Source organism: Streptomyces sp. So13.3, assembly GCF_005860785.2.
GTDB classification, from domain to species: Bacteria; Actinomycetota; Actinomycetes; order Streptomycetales; family Streptomycetaceae; genus Actinacidiphila; species Actinacidiphila fildesensis.
The window spans coordinates 4,648,827-4,665,981 of the sequence record NZ_CP048835.1; the positions used below are offsets into that span (position 1 = coordinate 4,648,827).

General features: G+C 72.4%; 18 protein-coding genes and 1 tRNA gene. 6 read left to right on the plus strand and 13 right to left on the minus strand.

What is annotated here, in order from left to right; translation table 11 throughout:
- The 5 genes from C8250_RS20835 to C8250_RS20855 all read right to left on the minus strand — a co-directional run bounded on the left by C8250_RS20835 (position 1) and on the right by C8250_RS20855 (position 5,410).
- On the minus strand, positions 1 to 2,073 hold the full coding sequence (locus C8250_RS20835; protein ID WP_138355851.1) for an SPFH domain-containing protein: 2,073 nt from the start codon (positions 2,071 to 2,073) through the stop codon (positions 1 to 3).
- A gap of 155 nt (positions 2,074 to 2,228) precedes the next feature.
- Positions 2,229 to 2,906, minus strand: coding sequence for a hypothetical protein (locus C8250_RS20840; protein ID WP_307811570.1), 678 nt, complete (start codon positions 2,904 to 2,906; stop codon positions 2,229 to 2,231).
- 198 nt (positions 2,907 to 3,104) lie between these two features.
- Entirely contained in the window at positions 3,105 to 4,187 is a 1,083-nt protein-coding gene (locus tag C8250_RS20845; protein ID WP_138355849.1) for a helix-turn-helix domain-containing protein, read from the minus strand.
- Positions 4,188 to 4,281: 94 nt separating this feature from the next.
- A complete protein-coding gene (gene tatA, locus C8250_RS20850) occupies positions 4,282 to 4,524 on the minus strand; it encodes a Sec-independent protein translocase subunit TatA (protein WP_138355848.1) in 243 nt (80 codons plus the stop codon).
- Positions 4,525 to 4,777: 253 nt separating this feature from the next.
- Positions 4,778 to 5,410, minus strand: coding sequence for a response regulator transcription factor (locus tag C8250_RS20855; protein WP_138355913.1), 633 nt, complete (start codon positions 5,408 to 5,410; stop codon positions 4,778 to 4,780).
- Between the two features lie 149 nt (positions 5,411 to 5,559).
- Between C8250_RS20855 and C8250_RS20860 the strand changes: the two genes are divergently transcribed.
- Positions 5,560 to 8,103 carry an ABC transporter permease gene (locus C8250_RS20860; protein ID WP_187144925.1) on the plus strand — a complete coding sequence of 848 codons (2,544 nt, stop codon included), beginning with the start codon at positions 5,560 to 5,562 and terminating at the stop codon, positions 8,101 to 8,103.
- A 45-nt stretch (positions 8,104 to 8,148) separates the two neighbouring features.
- Here C8250_RS20860 and C8250_RS20865 read toward each other — a convergent pair whose 3' ends face one another.
- From C8250_RS20865 to C8250_RS44865, 3 genes are all read right to left on the minus strand, one after another.
- Positions 8,149 to 9,465 carry a hypothetical protein gene (locus tag C8250_RS20865; protein ID WP_138359609.1) on the minus strand — a complete coding sequence of 439 codons (1,317 nt, stop codon included), beginning with the start codon at positions 9,463 to 9,465 and terminating at the stop codon, positions 8,149 to 8,151.
- A 121-nt stretch (positions 9,466 to 9,586) separates the two neighbouring features.
- A complete protein-coding gene (locus C8250_RS20870; protein ID WP_138359607.1) occupies positions 9,587 to 10,096 on the minus strand; it encodes a SigE family RNA polymerase sigma factor in 510 nt (169 codons plus the stop codon).
- Complete coding sequence (locus C8250_RS44865; protein ID WP_346268759.1) at positions 10,015 to 10,836, minus strand: GtrA family protein; 822 nt, start codon at positions 10,834 to 10,836, stop codon at positions 10,015 to 10,017. The genes C8250_RS20870 and C8250_RS44865 overlap by 82 nt, the downstream gene beginning before the upstream one ends.
- A 119-nt stretch (positions 10,837 to 10,955) precedes the next feature.
- Between C8250_RS44865 and C8250_RS20880 the strand changes: the two genes are divergently transcribed.
- Complete coding sequence (locus C8250_RS20880; protein WP_232485925.1) at positions 10,956 to 11,504, plus strand: GNAT family N-acetyltransferase; 549 nt, start codon at positions 10,956 to 10,958, stop codon at positions 11,502 to 11,504.
- A gap of 127 nt (positions 11,505 to 11,631) precedes the next feature.
- Here the strand turns inward: C8250_RS20880 and C8250_RS20885 are convergent, their stop codons facing one another.
- The 3 genes from C8250_RS20885 to C8250_RS20895 all read right to left on the minus strand — a co-directional run bounded on the left by C8250_RS20885 (position 11,632) and on the right by C8250_RS20895 (position 14,628).
- Complete coding sequence (locus C8250_RS20885; RefSeq protein WP_187144926.1) at positions 11,632 to 12,609, minus strand: zinc-binding dehydrogenase; 978 nt, start codon at positions 12,607 to 12,609, stop codon at positions 11,632 to 11,634.
- A gap of 115 nt (positions 12,610 to 12,724) precedes the next feature.
- Positions 12,725 to 13,627 carry an aldo/keto reductase gene (locus tag C8250_RS20890; protein WP_138359477.1) on the minus strand — a complete coding sequence of 301 codons (903 nt, stop codon included), beginning with the start codon at positions 13,625 to 13,627 and terminating at the stop codon, positions 12,725 to 12,727.
- A 32-nt stretch (positions 13,628 to 13,659) separates the two neighbouring features.
- The gene (locus C8250_RS20895) at positions 13,660 to 14,628 is read right to left on the minus strand and encodes an NAD-dependent epimerase/dehydratase family protein (RefSeq protein WP_232485924.1); all 969 of its coding nucleotides are present in this window, start codon (positions 14,626 to 14,628) and stop codon (positions 13,660 to 13,662) included.
- 87 nt (positions 14,629 to 14,715) lie between these two features.
- Between C8250_RS20895 and C8250_RS20900 the strand changes: the two genes are divergently transcribed.
- Positions 14,716 to 15,249 (plus strand): Lrp/AsnC family transcriptional regulator, encoded by a 534-nt coding sequence (locus C8250_RS20900; protein ID WP_187144927.1) that lies wholly within the window; start codon positions 14,716 to 14,718, stop codon positions 15,247 to 15,249.
- A gap of 153 nt (positions 15,250 to 15,402) precedes the next feature.
- Here C8250_RS20900 and C8250_RS20905 read toward each other — a convergent pair whose 3' ends face one another.
- Positions 15,403 to 15,666, minus strand: a complete 264-nt coding sequence (locus C8250_RS20905) for a hypothetical protein (protein ID WP_138359475.1) — start codon at positions 15,664 to 15,666, stop codon at positions 15,403 to 15,405.
- 134 nt (positions 15,667 to 15,800) lie between these two features.
- Here C8250_RS20905 and C8250_RS43580 point away from each other — a divergent pair, with 134 nt between their 5' ends.
- From C8250_RS43580 to C8250_RS20915, 3 genes are all read left to right on the plus strand, one after another.
- Complete coding sequence (locus tag C8250_RS43580) at positions 15,801 to 16,136, plus strand: hypothetical protein (RefSeq protein ID WP_244809246.1); 336 nt, start codon at positions 15,801 to 15,803, stop codon at positions 16,134 to 16,136.
- A 44-nt stretch (positions 16,137 to 16,180) separates the two neighbouring features.
- Positions 16,181 to 16,267 (plus strand): hypothetical protein, encoded by an 87-nt coding sequence (locus C8250_RS43585; RefSeq protein WP_244809835.1) that lies wholly within the window; start codon positions 16,181 to 16,183, stop codon positions 16,265 to 16,267.
- Positions 16,268 to 16,330: 63 nt separating this feature from the next.
- The gene (locus C8250_RS20915) at positions 16,331 to 16,936 is read left to right on the plus strand and encodes a class F sortase (protein WP_138355775.1); all 606 of its coding nucleotides are present in this window, start codon (positions 16,331 to 16,333) and stop codon (positions 16,934 to 16,936) included.
- Positions 16,937 to 17,010: 74 nt separating this feature from the next.
- Here the strand turns inward: C8250_RS20915 and C8250_RS20920 are convergent.
- Positions 17,011 to 17,087 (minus strand) — tRNA-Thr (locus tag C8250_RS20920).
- Positions 17,088 to 17,155: the final 68 nt, after the last annotated feature.

Below are 17,155 nucleotides of genomic sequence, written 5' to 3' on the forward strand. Positions count from 1 at the left end.
TCAGTTGCGCGCGGCGGCCGGCTTGGCACCGTTGACCGCGGGAGGGGCGGCGGCGGGGCCGGCGGCAGGGGCCGCACTGCCGAGCGCGTCCAGCGGGAGCTGGCCCAGGCCCAGCGAGTTGGCCTGGTCGAGCAGCTGCTGGAGTCCGCCGGACTGCGGGCCGCCGGACGCGATGAGCCGCATCAGGAGCGCGGACACCGTCAGGTTCTGGACGCCGCCGCTCCCGAGGGAGCCGAGCACCCGGGTGGCGTCCTCGGTGAAGCGCGACGATCCGTCCAGCCACGGCCCGGCCAGCGCCTTGACGGCGTCGGAGCTGTCCACGAACGCGTCGACGCTCTTGCCCAGCGACATCGCGCCGACCACCCGGTCGAAGAAGACGCTCTCGCCGCCGACGATGCTGATGGTCGCCGACTCCAGGCCGGTGGCGAGCACCGTGGCCTGCGCCTCCGCCACCTGGCGCTGCATGTCCAGGCTCGCGAGCCGGATGTCCTTCTCCGCCGCCAGCCGCAGCCGGTACTCCTCGTGGCCGCGTGAGGCGTCGTCGAGCGCGGCCATGGCGGCGGCCTTGTCGGTGAGCCCCGCGGCCTCCTCCTTCAGCCGGCGGCCGATGCCCTCGGCCTCGACGGTGTTCTTCTCCCGCGCGACGGCCGCCTCCGCCAGTCCGACCTTCTCGATCGCCTCGGCGCTGCGCTCCCGCACCTCGACCTCGGCGAGCCCGGCGGCGGCCGCCTCGGCCCGCATGCCCTCGGCGAGCCGGATCTTGGCCTGGGCGTCGAGCTCGGACGCCTGCTTGCGGGACTCGGCCATGGTCAGCGCCTCACGCGCCCGGTGGGTCGCGGACTGCTCGGCCGCCTCCGCCGCCTTGATGTCCTTGACGAGCTTCTCCTGCGCCTGGCCCTCGGCCCGCACGATGAGCGCCTGCCGCTCCCGTTCCGCCTCCTGCACCAGCCGCAGCGCCTTGATGCTCTCCTCCTGCTCGGCGACGGTGCGGTCGACGGCGATGCGCTCGCGGATCACATCGGCGACCTCGCGGCGTTCCGCCTCGACCTCCTTGTCCTTGGAGATCCGGGACAGCTCCGTCTCGCGCTCGCGGGCGATGACCTCCAGCAGCCGGTCCTTCTCGATCCGCTCGTTCTCGACGGCGATGACCCGTTCACGGTTCTTCTGCGCCACGGCGATCTCGCGGCCCTGGTTCTCCCGCTGGATGCCGAGCAGCTCCTCGGTCCGGATGAACGCGCCCTGCGAGCCGAGCCGTTCCTCCTCCTGGACGCGCATCGTGGACGACTCCTCCTTGGCACGGAGTGTCTCGACCTCCCGGCGCTGCTTGATCTCGGCCTCGGCCTGCCGCCGTTCCAGCTCCAGGATGGTCTCGCGGGCCTCGACGTTCTGCCGGGTGATCTCCTTCTGCTCGGTGCGCTGGAACTCGTTGGTGCGCACGTGCTCGATGGCGGTCAGCTCGGTGATCTTCCGGATGCCCTGCGCGTCGAGGATGTTGGCGGCGTCCAGCTGGGTCATCGGGGTCTGTTCGAGGAAGTCGATCGCGGCGTCCTCGAGGTGGTAGCCGTTCAGGTCGGTGCCGATGACCTGGATGATCTGGTCGCGGAAGTGGTCGCGCTGGGTGTAGAGGTCGACGAAGTCCAGCTGCTTGCCGACGGTCTTGAGCGCCTCGGAGAACTTCGCGGCGAACAGCGCCTGCAGCGTCTCCTGGTGGCTCGCCCGAGCCGTACCGATCGCCTGGGCGACCTTGATGACGTCCTCGGTGGTCTTGTTCACGCGGACGAAGAACGTCAGGTGGATGTCGGCGCGGATGTTGTCCTGGCAGATCAGGCCCTCGCGGCCGGTGCGCTTGATCTCGATCGTCTTCACCGAGATGTCCATCTGCTCGGCGTTGTGGAGGATCGGGAGCACCACGGCGCCGGTGAAGGTGACGTCCACGTGCTTGGTCCTGGAGATGATCAGCGCCTGGCCCTGCTCCACCTTGCGGAAGAGCCGGCTGACGGTGAACACCACGCCGAGCGCGATGAGCAGGAGGACGGCGATCAGTACGCCGATCCCTATGGCGGTGGCATCCATGGCGGATCCTCAGTCGAAGAGTGCGGAGAGTGTTCGGTGGTGGATGGGGCGGTGGGCGGTGCGGGACATGACGGGGTGTCACGTGTCGTCGGACACGTGTCAGGTGAGGGATCGGGGTGGCGGCACGGGCTATGTGACCGGGCTATGTGACCGGGCTATGTGACCGGGTCGAAGGGTGCGACCCAGAAGAACTCGCCCGCCGGCTCGTACTCGTAGAGAAGTGCGGTGCTCCCGGAGGCGAAGGTGTCCTCACCGGTCTGCCGGACCTGGACGACCGCGGACGAGCCGTCCGGCGCGGTGACTTCGGCCTGGCCGAAGTCCGTACCGACCCGCCCGGTGCGGATGACACACAGGCTGCCGACGAAGTCCTCCCGCGAAGGCGGCCGCACCTCGGGGAAGAGCCGGCGCAGCGGCCGCACCAGTACCCAGGTCGCGGACCACGCGCCCGCCAGGGCCACGGCGAGGACCGCGATGCCGAGCAGGACGCGGACGGGCCCGTGCGCGCCGGTGCCGTCCAGCAGCGCGCTGCCTGCCAGGCTCACGAACCAGGCGACGGTGGTCAGCAGCGAGAGGACGACCGTGACCGGCACCCCGTCGAGCCCGGCAGCCGCCAACAGGCCCTCGCCGCCGGGGTCGTGGCCATCGTGATGGCCACCGTCGTTCCCGTGTCCCCCATGACCGTGACCGTGTCCCCCATGGCCCTGACCGTGTCCGGCAGGTCCCGCGTGGCCGTGGGCGGAGACGCCGCCCATCAGTGCCAGCAGCCAGAAGCCGATGACGACCAGGAGCGCGAAGCTGAACAGGACGGTCGGGAACGCCAGCGCAGTTCTCACGAACTCCCCCATGGCACTGACCCCCCGATTCCCAACCGTCCGTCACGGGAGATGGTGGCACCGGGTGCCGCGCGGCCACATTGCCCGATCCCGGCAGTCTTGACGCGTCTCTGACGTCCTACTAACGCCCCTGGGGCCCTGCCGCCTCGCCGGCCTCGCCGGCCTCTCCGGCTTCGACGAACCGATCAACAGCCCGTCCTACAGCGGTCGTTGCGGCCAGTCCAGCAGACGGGCGCCCAGCGCTGCCGTCTCCAGGGTGTAGCGCTGGAGGGCGTCGTCGGGGTCGAACCCGGTGAGGGCCGCGATGCGTTCGATGCGGTAGCTGAGCGCCCGGACGCTGAGATCGAGACGGCGGGCCGCCTCGGCGCCCACATAGCCGGCGGCCGCGTACGCCCCCAGGGTCTGCAGCAGCGGCAGAGCGCCGCCGCGGGCCTCCTCCAGCGGGCCGAGCACGGCCCGTACGAGGTCGGCCATCGCCGCGCGGTCACGCATGAGGACGGGGAAGACGAGCAGGTCCGCCGAGTTCAGGACGCGGGCGTCGAGGCCGAGGCGGTCCCCGAGGTCGAGGGCGCTGAGCGCCTCCTCGTAACTCCGGACCACCCCGCCGGGACCTCCGTGGGGGCGGCCCAGCGCCACCCGCACCTCGCCGGCGAGCTTGACGAAGGCGTCCAGGACGGCCTGTTCCGAGGCGGGCGCGATGCACACGAACCGGCCGCCCTTGGTGGCGAGCAGCACATCGTGGTCGCCGAACCGTCCGGTCAGGTCCCGTTCCACGCGGTGGACGAGGGGATGGCCGTCGTCGTACGCCTCGGTCCCGGTGGCGACGGCCACCACATGGCGGCCGGCCAGCCGGAGCCCGAAGCGCTCGGCGCGCTCGGCCAGCCGCCCCGGGTCGCTGCGCCCGTACAGCAGATCGTCGACGAACTCCCGGCGGGCGGCTTCCTCCTTGCGGACCGCGAGCCGGTGCGACCGCTCATGCCCTTCGGCGAGTGCCGCCACCCCGGCCTCCACCGCCGCGAGGACGGATTCGCCGACGTGGCGCAGATCGGCCGCGCTGCGGGCCTCGGCGACGCCGGGCAGCGCCGACCAGGACCGGCGGGTGGCACCCAGATAGGCGTCGACCAGCTCCCGCAGGCCGTAACCGGCGTCGGCGGCCCGCTCCCCCAGCTCACGGCGGGCCTCACGCTCGTCGCGGCGCAGCGCGCGGCCGCTGCGGGATATGTCGGCGAGGAGCTCCTCGTACCCGTCCACGTACTCGGGCGGTATACCCCGTGCTGCCACTGCGCGTCCCCCGCCACTACCGCGAACTTCCGACGCCCGGCTTCCGGGCGTCAGGAACCTATCAAGACTGCCGGAATCCGGAAGGGCGGACCCGCTACGAGGTGTGGGTGTGCGCCTCGGGTGCGGGGGCCGGCTTGGCGTCCGCGGGGGTGGCCGTGGCGGCGGTCGCGGTCGCGGCGGCGTCGTCGGCCTTCAGCGCACGCGCCTCGGACTTCAGGATGCGCATGGACTTGCCGAGACCGCGGGCGGCGTCGGGCAGCTTCTTGGAACCGAACAGCATGATCAGAACCAGCGCCACCACGATCAGGTGCCACGGCTCCAGCCCGTTTCGCAACACGGGGATCCTCGCTTCGCGTAGAGATGGGCCAGGGGTGCCCGGGGATATGCGTCGACTGTCGCATTGTCACCCGGACGTGCGTCCAATCAGCCCCTCAGTGCTCAAAGCATCGGCAAAGGCTGGGCATACCTCCGATGACGCCGGCGGCCGGTCCGGGGGTGGCCCAGCGGCTCGTCAGGCCTTGGCCAGGCCCGGCTCACGTCCTGGTCGGGCCTTGCTCAGGGCCCTGCTCAGGCCCTGAGCAAGGCCCTGGTCAGGCCCGTAGGAAGGCCAGGACCGCCAGGACCCGGCGGTGGGTCTCCTCGGCGGGCGGCAGGTCCAGCTTGCTGAGGATGCTGCCGATGTGTTTGCCGACGGCCGCCTCGGAGACCACCAGCTCACGGGCGATCGACGCGTTCGACCGGCCCTCCGCGATCAGCCCCAGCACCTCGCGTTCCCGCGCGGACAGCCGCTCCAGCGGATCGCGCCGGCGGCGCAGCAGCTGGCGGACGACCTCCGGGTCGACGACGGTGCCGCCGTCCGCGACCCGGCGCAACGCGTCGAGGAACTCCTCGACCTGGCCCACCCGGTCCTTGAGCAGATAGCCGACGCCGGACCCGTCGCCCGAGTCGAGCAGCTCGGCGGCGTAGCTGTGCTGCACGTACTGGCTCAGGACGAGCACCGGCAGCGACGGGCGCTGTGCGCGCAGCGCGACGGCGGCGCGCAGCCCCTCGTCCTGCAGGCCGGGCGGCATGCGCACATCGGTGACGACGATGTCCGGGTCGTGCTCGGCGACCGCCGCCATCAGCGCCTCGGCGTCCCCGACCGCCGCGACGACCTGGTGCCCGAAACGCGCGAGCAGGCCTACCAGCCCTTCGCGGAGCAGGACGCTGTCCTCGGCGAGCACGATGCGCAGTTCTCGTTCCACGCGCTGGATTCTGCCAGCCGGCGCGGACCGGACGGAGGCCCAGCGGCCTCGGAGGTAGGGCCAGGCATACCCGAGGACTCCGTCCTGCCGTGCTGTGCGGGCGGCCCGCCGCCGATTGGCTGGAGCGCATGCTGAACATCGCGCTGCGCACCCTCCGCGCCCGCTGGGCCACCTTCGCCGGCAGCTTCGTCGCCCTCGCGCTGGGCGTCGGCCTGATCGCCACGATGGGCCTGGCGCTGGCCGCCACCCTCAATGCCCCGCACCGGGCGCCCGAACGGTTCGCGGCGGCCCCGGTGGTCGTGCGCGGCACGGACACGCTGCGGGTCACCACCGCGCACGGGGTGCGCGAGAAGCGGCTCGACCGCCCCCGGCCGGTCCCGGCGGCCACCGCCGCCGCGCTGGCCCGGCTCGGGCGCACCGTCCAGGACCGTACGTTCCCGGTGCGTGCGGACGGCACCCCGGCCGGCACGGTCGGCCACGCCTGGTCGGCGGCGGCCTTCACCCCCTACCGGCTCACCGCCGGCCGCGCGCCCGCGACCCCCGGCGAGATCGTGACGACGGGCGGCTGGGCCGCACCGGGCGCCCGAGTCACGCTGCACACCCCGGACGGTGTCAGCGCGGCCCGGACGGTCGTCGGCACCGTCGTCAGAACTGTCGTCGGAACGGCTCCGGACTCGGGTTTCGAGGACCCGGGTTTCGAGGACCCGGGTTTCGAGCACGCGGGTTTCGAGCACGCGGTGTTCTTCACGGACGCGGAGGCGGCGCGGCTGGCGCCCCGGATCGACACGGTCGTGGTGTACGCGGACCCGGCCGCCGTACGGGCCTCCGCGCCCGGGGACCTGGACGTCCTCACCGGTGACGACCGGCGCCGGGCCGATCCCGACCCGGACCGCGACAGCGAGGCGCTGACGACGGTGAACGCCCTGCTGGGAACGGCCGGCGGGGTCACCGGGTTCGTGTCGGTGTTCGTCGTCGCGTCGACGTTCGCCTTCGCCGTGGCGCAGCGGCGGCGGGAGTTCGCCCTGCTGCGGGCGGCCGGTGCCGCGCCGCGGCAGCTCCGGCGGCTGGTGATCGTCGAGGCCGCGGTGGTGGGCGCGGTGGCCTCGGCGGCCGGCTGCGTCCTGGGACGGTTCGGGGCGCCAAGGCTGGCGGCGTGGCTGGTGGACGCCGACATCGCACCGTCCTGGTTCGCGATCGGCGGCGACGCGTGGCCGTACTGGACGGCCTTCGGGACGGGGCTCGGCGTCGCGCTCGCGGGCGCCTGGGCGGCGAGCCGCCGGGCCGGGCGCGTGGGTCCGATGGAGGCGCTGCGCGAGGCCTCGGTCGACCGCCGCACCATGACGGCCGGGCGCTGGGTGGCCGGCGGCGGACTGCTGCTGCTCGGCCTCGGCCTGCTCGTCCGGCAGGTGCTCACCGATCCGTCCGACGCGCTGCACCGCAAGACGTACACCACCCAACCGATGCTGCTGATCACGGCGTTCGCGCTGCTCGCACCCGTCGTGGTGGGGCCGCTGACGAAGGCGCTGGCCTGGCTGCCCGCTCGGCTGCCGGGCATCGCCGGCCGGCTCGTACGGGAGAACGTGCTGGCCGGGGTGCGGCGTACGGCGGCCGTCGCCGCGCCCGTACTGATCACCGTCGCCCTGGCCGGGTCCCTGCTCGGGGTCACCGCGACCGTCAACGCCGCCAAGGCGGCGGAGACGCGCGCGCAGTCGGCGGCCGACTTCGTCGTGACGTCGGATGCCGGCGGCCTCGACGCGGCGACCGTCGCACGGGTCCGCGCACTGCCCGGACTCGACGCGGCCGCCATCGCGCCGACCACCGTGTGCCGGCTGGAGGACGGAGTGGCGCTGGTCAAGGACGAGGCCCGTGCCGTCGACCCGGCCGCCCTCGCCGCCGTGACGAACCTCCCGGTGACCGCAGGAAAGGTCACCGATCTCGACGACCGGAGCATCGTCGTCAACGAGGAGTGGCCCCAGCACACCGTCGGCAGCCAGGTGGACGTCTGGCTCGGCGACGGCCGGCGGACGTCACTCCGTATCGCCGCCGTGCTGCGCACCGGCACGGGCGGCAACGGCGCCTACGTCACCCCGCTCAACGCGCCGGGCGCGTCCCCCGACCGGATCGACGTCCGGCTCCGGGCGGGGACGGACGCGGGCCGGGCGGCCGGCGCGGCAGCCGCGCTCCGGGCCGCCGTGGCGCCCGGCGGCGGGCACGTGCTGAGCAAGGAGCAGTGGCTCGCGGTGAGTTACCCGGCCACCAGCAGGCAGACCCGGATCGGCACTCTGCTGGTGCTCGGTATCGCCCTGCTCTACTCGTGCATCGCGCTGGCCAACACCCTGGTGATGGCGACCGCCGACCGCGTCCGCGACCTCGCCGTACTGCGCCTCGCCGGGGCCACCCTGGGCCAGGTGCTGCGCATGGTGGCCGCCGAGGCCCTGCTCATCGTCGCGGTGGGCACGACCCTGGGCGCCGGCGTCGCCGCCCTGAACCTGCTGGGCGTCAAAGCCGCACTGGCCGCGCTGTCCGTACCGTCGTCCCCGGTCGTCATCCCCTGGACGGCCACCGGCGCCGCGGTGGCCGTCTGCGCCCTGCTCGCCGTGCCCGCCGCGGTGATCCCGGCCCGCCTGGCCCTGCGGGGGCGGGCGGTCGGGCTGGTGGGAGGGCGGGAGTAGCGGACGACAGCGCCGGGGCACACCATCCAGGCACGCCACCCGGGCTCAGTCCAGCTTCTTCCAATCGGGGCTCAGCGCCATCGACTTGAGACGGTCGATGGTGAACACCGGCGCGGTCCGGGTGGCGGGCTGGTGATAGCCGCCCGCGTTCAGCTCGGCGACGACGATCCGCCGGCCGTTGGGGCGCAGGATCTGGGCGACCCACCGCACGGTCCCGGCACCGCCCTTCTCCGCCGACCCCTGGGAGACCAGCACCCGGGTGCCGTCGGCGAGCTTCTCGCCGCCCGAGAAGAACGCCAGGGTGTCGGGGTCCTTGACCGGCCAGTGCTCCACGTTCACCTCGATCAGGGTCCTGCCGTGTCCGTCGTCCACGGTCACATGGGCGAAGCCCTCCGAGTCGTCCGCGTCACTGCGCTTCATACCGGCCGGGATCAGCCCCTTGAGAACGGCGCTGATCGCGGGGCCCGGCACCGAGGAGCTCGCCTCGGCGAGGGTGGGCGGGTCGGCCGGGGACCGGGTGGCCTGGCCGGCCGGGGCCCTGGACGGGCCGAGGGCGTCGAACACCGGCTTCCAGATCGTCATGTTCACCACCGCGGTCAGCTGCGCGGCGGTCAGCGGCGGGTCGGGCCGGGTGTCCGGGGCGCCCTTCTCCGCCGGGGAGTTCCACTCCATGGCGTCGACGACCTGGCCGTCACGGGTGGTCAGGGTGGCCCGCCAGTTCTTGGTGTTCACCCGGTGGTCCGGGTACTCGTACCCCTTGAGCAGGACGAGTACGGAGCCGTCGGCGAGCACGGACCGGTCGCACGAGTCGAACGGCACGTACACGCGGTCCGGGCACCGGGTACCGGCACCGGGGCCCACGCCCTGCCCCGAAGGTGCGTGGTTCAGGCTGACGCTGACCAGACCGGGGCCGTGTCCGTCGTCGTAGACGACTTCCGCGTACGGGGCGCCGATCGGGTCGCCGGTCCCTTCGGCTCCGGTACCGCGTCCCTGCTCACCGGTGGTCACGCCCGGTGGCAGCGCCGACTTGAGCAGGTTGATCATGTGCTGCGCGGTGACCCGCTCGCCCGACGCGACAGCGACCGAGCGCGGTCCGCCCTGCGCGGCCGGGTCCTCCGCGACGTGGTGTCCGGCCGAACCCGACATCCCGCCCGCCATCAGCCCCCCGACGGCGACCAGCGTGAGCGTCGCCGCACCGCCCGCGACCGCGGCCCTGCGGCGCAGCCGCATCACCCGGCCGCGGGCCGCACCACCGTCCACCAGCGCCCTGTTGTCGGTGAAGAAGGTGCCGGCGGTACCCCGTATGGCTTGGCCGAGATCATCCTCGAAGGGGTCCGAGGGCGCGAAGGGGTCGAAGGGCATGGGGAACCACCGTTTCGTATGGCGTATGGCGTATGGCGTGGGGGGCGTGGGGCGAGCGGCGTGGGGGCGTAGGCGTGGGGGCGTAGGCATGGGGATCGGTGGAAGTGGGAAGTGGGTGGCGTCAGTTCGCGGCGAATTCGGCAAGGGAGCCGCCGAGCAGTTCCCGCAGCTTCGCCAACGCCCTGACGGAACGCGTCCGCACGGAGCTGGACGAAGCGCGCATCGCGTCGGCGGTCTCCTCGATGCTGCGGTCCTCCCAGTACCGCAGCACCAGCACCGCCCGGTCCTTGGGCGCCAGCCGGCCGAGCGCGTCGAGGAGCGTCAACCGCAGCGTCGTGTCGACGCCCGCCTCACCCGGCACGTCCGGCAGGTCGGGGGTCGGGCGTTCGCGATTGCTGCGGCGCCGCTGGTGCGAGAGGAAGACCCGCACCAGGACGGTCTGCGCGTATCCGGCCGGGTTGTCGATCTTGGAGGCCCGCCCCCAGACCACAAACATCCGGCCGAGGGTCTCCTGGACGAGATCCTCGGCGAGATGAGTGTCACCGCTGGTCAGGAGGCATGCCGAACGGAAGAGGTGCCCCGCGCGGTTCGCGGCGAAGTCCAGATAGCCGTCCTCCTGCGTCTGCCGCATCCACCCCCCATTCGCCGTGTACACCTCATTGACGCGCCAGAGGTGCCTGAATGTTTCACGGCCCGGGAGGATTTCCGCAAGGTTCCCGACGGCCCGCTACGCGGCGACCGCCACCGATCCCTGGCCGAGCGCCGAGGCGAGGGCGGGGGCGAGGGCGGGGCGAGCGCCGGGGCGAGGGCCGGGGCCGGAGCGACGGACGGGGCGACGGACGGAGCGGCGATCGGGGTGGTGGCCGGAGTGCTGACCGGCGCGGTGACCGGGGTGGCAGCCGCGATGGCCGTTGGTGCGTGGGCCGCCTTGGCGCCGCCCTTGGCGAAGACGATGACCCGCAGGGCGACGAAGCGGCCGACACCGGCGAGGCCGGAGGCCGACAGATACACGCTCTGCTCCAGCAGCGGACCCGGGTTCGGGTGCACCGCGTGCAGCACGAGCAGCGCGGCGGTGGTGAACAGGTAGCAGATCGCCGCGGTGGCACCGGACTTGATGTGGTCGCTCAGCTGGGCCCGACCGGCCCGGAAGGTGAAGCGGCCGTGCAGCTCGGTGGCCAGCAGGGTGGAGGCGACGGTCACCAGCGCGTTGGCGACCACCAGGGGCAGCGGGCCCGACAGCAGCAGCATGACGGCGCTGGACAGCAGCCCCACGCCCCCGCCGCACACGACGAACCGCACGAAGGCCGCGATCGGCCCGGTCCTGCCGGTTGGGTGGTCGGTGCTCCGCTCGATGCTCCCCGTGGTCTTCATGTCTCCAAGACTCCCGTACGCCACTGACAGCGCGCTGACTTCCGCTGACCGGTCACTGACCGCCCGCTGACACGGTGCCCGCCGAGCTGTCACGATGGGTGTGATCGCAGGAGGAATGCATGACAGAGGTGTTTCTACGGCGTCTGAGCCGGTGGCAGGCCGAGGCGCAAAGGGAGGCCTTCGCGGACCTCTACGTCGAGTCCTACCCCGGCGCCCAAGGCGAGGAGTTCCACAGCCGGCAGAGCTTTCTGCGGCGCTTCGCGGAGCATGTGCAGCACCCCGGATTCGATATGACGATCGCCGGCGACCCTGCGCTCGTGGGCTTCGCATACGGCTTTCCTCCCGATCGCGGCGGCGAGTGGTGGCAGGGATTCGTCGGTGGGGTCCCGCAGGACCTGGAGGAGCACACCGCGTCCGGCCAGGTCTTCGCTGTCGTCGAGCTGCTGGTGCTCCCCTCCCACCGCCGTCTCGGGGTCGCGGGCCGGCTGCAGGACATGCTGCTGTCGCGCAGCGACGCGGCCGTGGCATCCGTGCTGGTGGAGACGCCGAACGTGCCGGCGCTGGCCGCGTACCGGGAGTGGGGCTGGTCGAAGAACGGTGAGGTCCATCGCCGGCACGACCATGTGTTGACGGTGCTGGAATCGTGGAGCCGCAGCCTCGCGGATTAGCGGAGCCGGGGGTGGCGGAGCGGACAGAGGGGGCAGAGGGGGCCGAGGGACTGGCGTAGCGGCAGGGACCCGTGCGTCGGGGAGAGTCCGGCTGCCGGACCGTCGTCACGGCAGCACCGGACCGTCGTCACGGCAGCAGCAGGGTCTTCCCGACGACGTCGCGGGCCTCCATCGCCCGGTGCGCGTCGGCGGCACGCTCCAGCGGGAACGTCTGCCCGATGACGGGCCTGATCCGTCCCGCCACGGCCTCCGACAGCGCACGCTTCAGCAGCCGACGGGCGACGTCGGGCGCGAACTGCACCTGCTCGATACCGCGTACGGTCACCTCGCGCCGGCGCGCCTCCTCCGGGTCGACGGGCGCGAAGCCGCCGGCGGCCGCGCCGTGCGCGGAGAACTGGCCGCCGCGGGCGGTCAGTTCGAACGCGGCCAGCCCGAGCTCCCCGCCGACGCCGTCGTACACCATGTCGGGACCCGCACCGCCGGTCGCCCCGCGCACCCGCTCCTCCCAGCCCGGCAGCGAGTAGTCGACGACGGCGTGGGCACCCAGTTCGCGCAGCAGGTCCAGCTTCTGCTGGCCGCGAGCGGCCGCCACGACCCGTTCCCCCGCCGCCAGGGCCAGCTGCACCATGAGGATGCCCAGCCCGCCGCCGGCCCCGGTGACCAGGACCCACTCCCCCGGCTGCGTGCGGGCGGCGTCCGCCAGGCCCAGCGCGGTGGTGCCGTCGTGGAGCAGCGCGGCGGCCTCACGCGGGCCGAGCCCGTCGGGTACGGGGATCAGCGCGGCGGCGGGCGCCAGGGCCCGCTCGGCGTACCCCCCGCGGTCACCGACATGGACGGCGACGGACCGGCCGATCCAGCCGGGCTCGACGCCCTCGCCGACGGAGAGCACTCGCCCGGCCACCGCGCCTCCCGGCACGTACGGCGGCCGCACCGGCATGAAGTCCTGGGCCAGGCCCTCGCGGATCCGCGCCTCGAAGAGGATCACGTCGGCGGCCTCCACCCCCACGACCACCTCACCGGGACCGGCGACCGGATCCGGCAGCTGCGCCGTCACCAGCACCTCGGGACCACCGAACCGCGTCACCTGTACTGCTCGCACACCCATCACTCCCCGCGTCCGCCACCTGCTGTTCCGTCCACGGAGCAGTCTCAGACGTGAACCTAAGTTCATGTCAAGGGGCGCCCGGGTGCGAGGCGGGGCGTCTGGCGGGGTGCGCGGATCACCGGACCGCGTCGAGCCGTACGAACTCATCGGCGGTGAGCGTCACGTCGCCGGCCGCCGCCGAGTCACGGATCGTCCCGGGCCTGCTGGCGCCCGGGATGGGGACGACGACCGGGGACTTCGCCAGCAGCCACGCGAGAGTGATCCGCTGCGGGCTGACCCCGTGATCCCGTGCGACCTCGTGGAAGGCGGCGAAGGGCGGGGCGGGTGTCCTGGAGCCGGCCGTCGGCGGGGCGTCGAGCGAGCTCCGGGAGATGCCGCCGAGCGGGCTCCAGGGCAGGAAGGCGATCCCGAGCTCGTCGCACAGCCGCAGCTCGGCCGCACTGTCGCGGACTGCGGGCGAGTACTCGTTCTGCACCGAGGCCAGCCGCCCGCCGAGGATCTCGTCGGCCTGCCGGATCTGACCGGCGTCCACGTTGGAGACGCCCACCATCCTGATCGTGCCCGCATCGAGCAACTCCCGCAGCGCGCCGACGGATTCGGCGAACGGGACCCGGGGGTCCGGCTTGTGGAGCTGGTACAGCCCGATCGCCTCGCCGCCGAGCCGCCTCAGCGACTCCTCGCAGGCCCGCTTCAGATGCTCCGGGGTGCCGTTGACGGTCCACGAACCGTCGCCGGGCCGCCCGCGGCCCCCCTTGGTCGCGACGAGGACGTCCGACGTGTCACCGCCGTAGGCGGCGATGGCGCGGGCGATCAGCTCCTCGTTGTGCCCCCGCTCGTCCGCGTGCCAGTGGTAGGAGTCGGCCGTGTCGATGAGCGTCACTCCCGCGTCGAGCGCCGCGTGGACCGTGGCGAAGGCTCTGGCCTCGTCCGGCCGCCGCTCGATGGACAGCGGCATGGCCCCGAGGCCGACCGGACCTACGGTGACGTCACGGATCCGGCGCGCGTTGCTGCCGCTCATCCCTGTCATCCCTGTCATCCCTGTCATTTCTGTCATTCCTGGACTCCCGTCTCGGCGATGGCGCCGGGCAGCCACTCCGAAGTGGTCGAGAACGGGAAACCCAGCTCGGTGGCCCGCGAGTTGTCCATCGCGTAGTAGCGGTCGAACGAGAACGGCGACACCTCGTCGCCCGCCCGGGATCCTGTACGCGTGAACGTCGGCCGTTCCGAACCGAGTTGTGCCGCGACCAGCTCGCTCAGCTCCGTGGCGCTCAGCTCACCGTGCGAGTTGGCGTTGACCGGCCCGGTGAAGTCGGCGCCGGCCGCCCAGAACAGGAACTCGGCGATCTCGCGGTCATGGATGAACGTGGAGGGGTGCTCCTCGGCGTGAACGACGACCGGCCGTCCCGTACGGACCCGGTCCACGTAGTGGTCCAGCCGCCCGGTGAACTCCTCCGCGCCGCCGCCCAGCACATGCGCGCTGCGCACGGAGACGAACGCGAACGCCGGATCCTGGCTGAACACCGCCTCCGCCTGCCGCTTGCCCTCGGCGTAGTGCCGGGCGTCGCCGAGCTGCTCCCTGAACGCCTCCTCCCCCCAGGGGAGTTCGAGGTCGACCGGCCACGTTCCTGGATCCACCGCGCCCTCGCCGACCGGACGATGGGGATGGGGCGAGCCGTCAATGGTCGCCGGGTCATAGACCTCCATCGTGGACGTCATGACGTAGCGCGTGGTGCGGTCGCGGAAGACGCGCTTGGCGATGGCCGCCTGTCGCGGTGTGTAGCAGACCTGGTCGATGACGACATCGAAGTGCCGGTCACCCAGCGCGGCTTCGAGCGCCGCCTCGTCGTCACGGTCCGCGACGAGATGCGTGACGCCGGGCGGCGCCGGTGACGAGCCGCGGTTGATGACCGTGACGTTGACCCCCTCGTCGCGCAGCCGCAGCATCAGCCGCTTGCCGAAATACCGGCTGCCACCGATGACACAGACGTCGCGCAGGACGCCCCCCGTGGAGTCGCTCATTCCCTCAGAACCTTTCCCACCAGGCAGGACACCCCCGCCACTGGGCTCAAGTGTTACCGTCTCGACCCGGCATCTGAAGGGGAGATCATGGGAGATTCAGCGGCGCTGCCGAAAGAACCACGCCATGTGCGGGGCCTCGCCCACGATTCATCGGTGGCCCTCGACAGCGTCGACACGCGGCTGCTCGAACTCGTCCAGACCGAGGGCCGCATCACTCTCAGTGAACTGGGCCGCCGGGTGAGCCTCAGCCCGGCCGCCGTGGCGGAACGGATCCGCCGGCTGGAGAGCAACGGCATCATCACCGGCTACTCCGCCGTGGTCGCACCGGACCGGCTCGGCTACGCCATGCTCGCCTTCGTCCGGGTCTCCCCGCACGGCGGCTACACGCTGCGTCACCCCAGGACGCTGGAACTGATGGCACGCCCCGAGGTCCTGGAGGTGCACCACGTCGTCGGCGAGGACTGCTGGATCCTCAAGGTCGCCGTGGCCGACACCTCGCACCTCGAGGAGATGCTCGAACAGATCTCGGCCCTCGGCCGCACCACGACATCGATCGTGCTGTCCTCCCCGGTCGAACGGAAGGTCATCACCCCGATCGACCGCACCGGCACAGCACGTTAGAGAGCAGCACGTTAGAGAGCAGCACGTCAGAGAGCACCACGCCGGAGGGCACCACGTCAGAGAGCAGCACGCCGGAGGGCAGCACGTCGGAGGGCAGCACTTGGCGAGCAGCGCGCCAGGAAAGAGGCGCGCCACGATCGAGGGCTCACCCGGTCAGGAGGAGGAGCCGTCCGCAGACCGCCAGGCGTCGGCCCCGGCGTGGGTGGCGGCCTGCGAGGCCACCTTCGCCTGCCGGAAGGCGCGGGCCGCCAGCTCGGACGGCAGTACCTCCATGTGACGGACGTATCCGCGTCCTGCGTTCAGCAGCGTGACACCGATCATGACCGTCCCGGCCAGCCCCAGCACCGCCGCGACCCCGGTAACGGCCACGCCCACCGCGAGCGTCCGCGTGTCGATGTCGATTCCGTGCTCAGTCATCCGATTGATCGCCATACATCCAGCCTGAGCGCCCGCGCCGTCTTCCGCACGCCGGGCGGAGCCGTCCGGGGCCCTGATCCCCCGACCACAGCGCTCTGACAACTTCTTCACAGGTGCCTGCCAGCCTGTCGATCATGCCGGCCGCCGCGCGGCAGCCGCCGGACGCGGCGAGCGCCGGACGCGGCGGCCGCTCCGACACCGATCGACCCCCGTCAACGGAAGGCACCACCATGTCCTACCTCCGCACCCTGCGCACCGCCGCCGTCACCGCAGTCATCGCCGGCACGGTGCTGCTCCCGGCCACCGGAGCGTTCGCCGCGGACGCGAGCGCCAAGCCCACCCCGCCCCTCCCGCCACCCCCGGCGCGGCCACCGGACGCCCCGCCCCACCCGTCCGTGAGCGCCCCCGGCGTACCCGCACCGGCGCCGCCCAGCCGACCGCCGCCCGATGCCGCGCGGGCGTCGCCATAAACGCAGCTTGGTAAACCGGGAGCACGGGCACGAGCAACGCCACCATCGCCGGCTCGGCCGCCGCGGCCGCCGCACTCGCGGGTGCCGGTTTCGTCATCGTGCGCCGCCGGGCAGCCCGCCACGACGGCTGATCCTCCGATCCACGTGGTGCGCCGCCCGACCGGGCGGCGCACCACCCCCTTATAAGGACACCCATGGCCCGCATCCCGAACCCGGCGCGCGCCCTGCGAGCCCCGCTCATCGCGCTGACCCTCACCACCCTGGCCGCCTGCTCGTCGGGCTCCCCCTCCGCCACCGCCCCGGACGCACCCGGCCCCGGCGCATCGACCCAGCCCCCCGCGACGGCGCCCAGCACACCCGGTGACCCCACTCGCGTGGTGATCCCCTCCATCGGCGTGGACAGCTCCCTCCTACGGCTCGGCCTCAACGCCGACCAGACGGTTCAAGTCCCTCCGCCGGACCAGGGCATGACCGCCGGCTGGTACACGAACAGCGCGGTACCCGGCCAGCGCGGCTCCTCCGTCGTCATCGGCCACAACAGCACCCGGTACGGCAAGGCCGTCTTCCACGATCTCGCGAAGATCAAGAAGGGCGCCGACATCGCCGTCCGCGGCGCCGACGGAAAGACCGTCCACTTCACCGTCACCACCACCCAGACGGTGAACAAGAAGACCTTCCCCACCCAACAGGTCTACGCCCCCACCCCGACCCCCACCCTCCGCCTGATCACCTGCGACGGCTCGATAGACCCCCAGGGCCACCCCGTCGACAACCTCATCGTCTACGCAACCCTGACCTGAGCCCCGACGCCCGACACCGCCCCGCCGCAGAACGAAGAAGTCCCGGTCAGCAAGCTGACCGGGACTTCCTTACGTGGGGCCGCCTTCGGGATTCGAACCCGAGACCTACGCATTACGAGTGCGTTGCTCTGGCCAACTGAGCTAAGGCGGCATGCTGCGCTCGGCCAGTGTGGCGGGAGCAGCGGCGCCAAGTCTACAGGGTTGTTGGGGGTGCTCCGT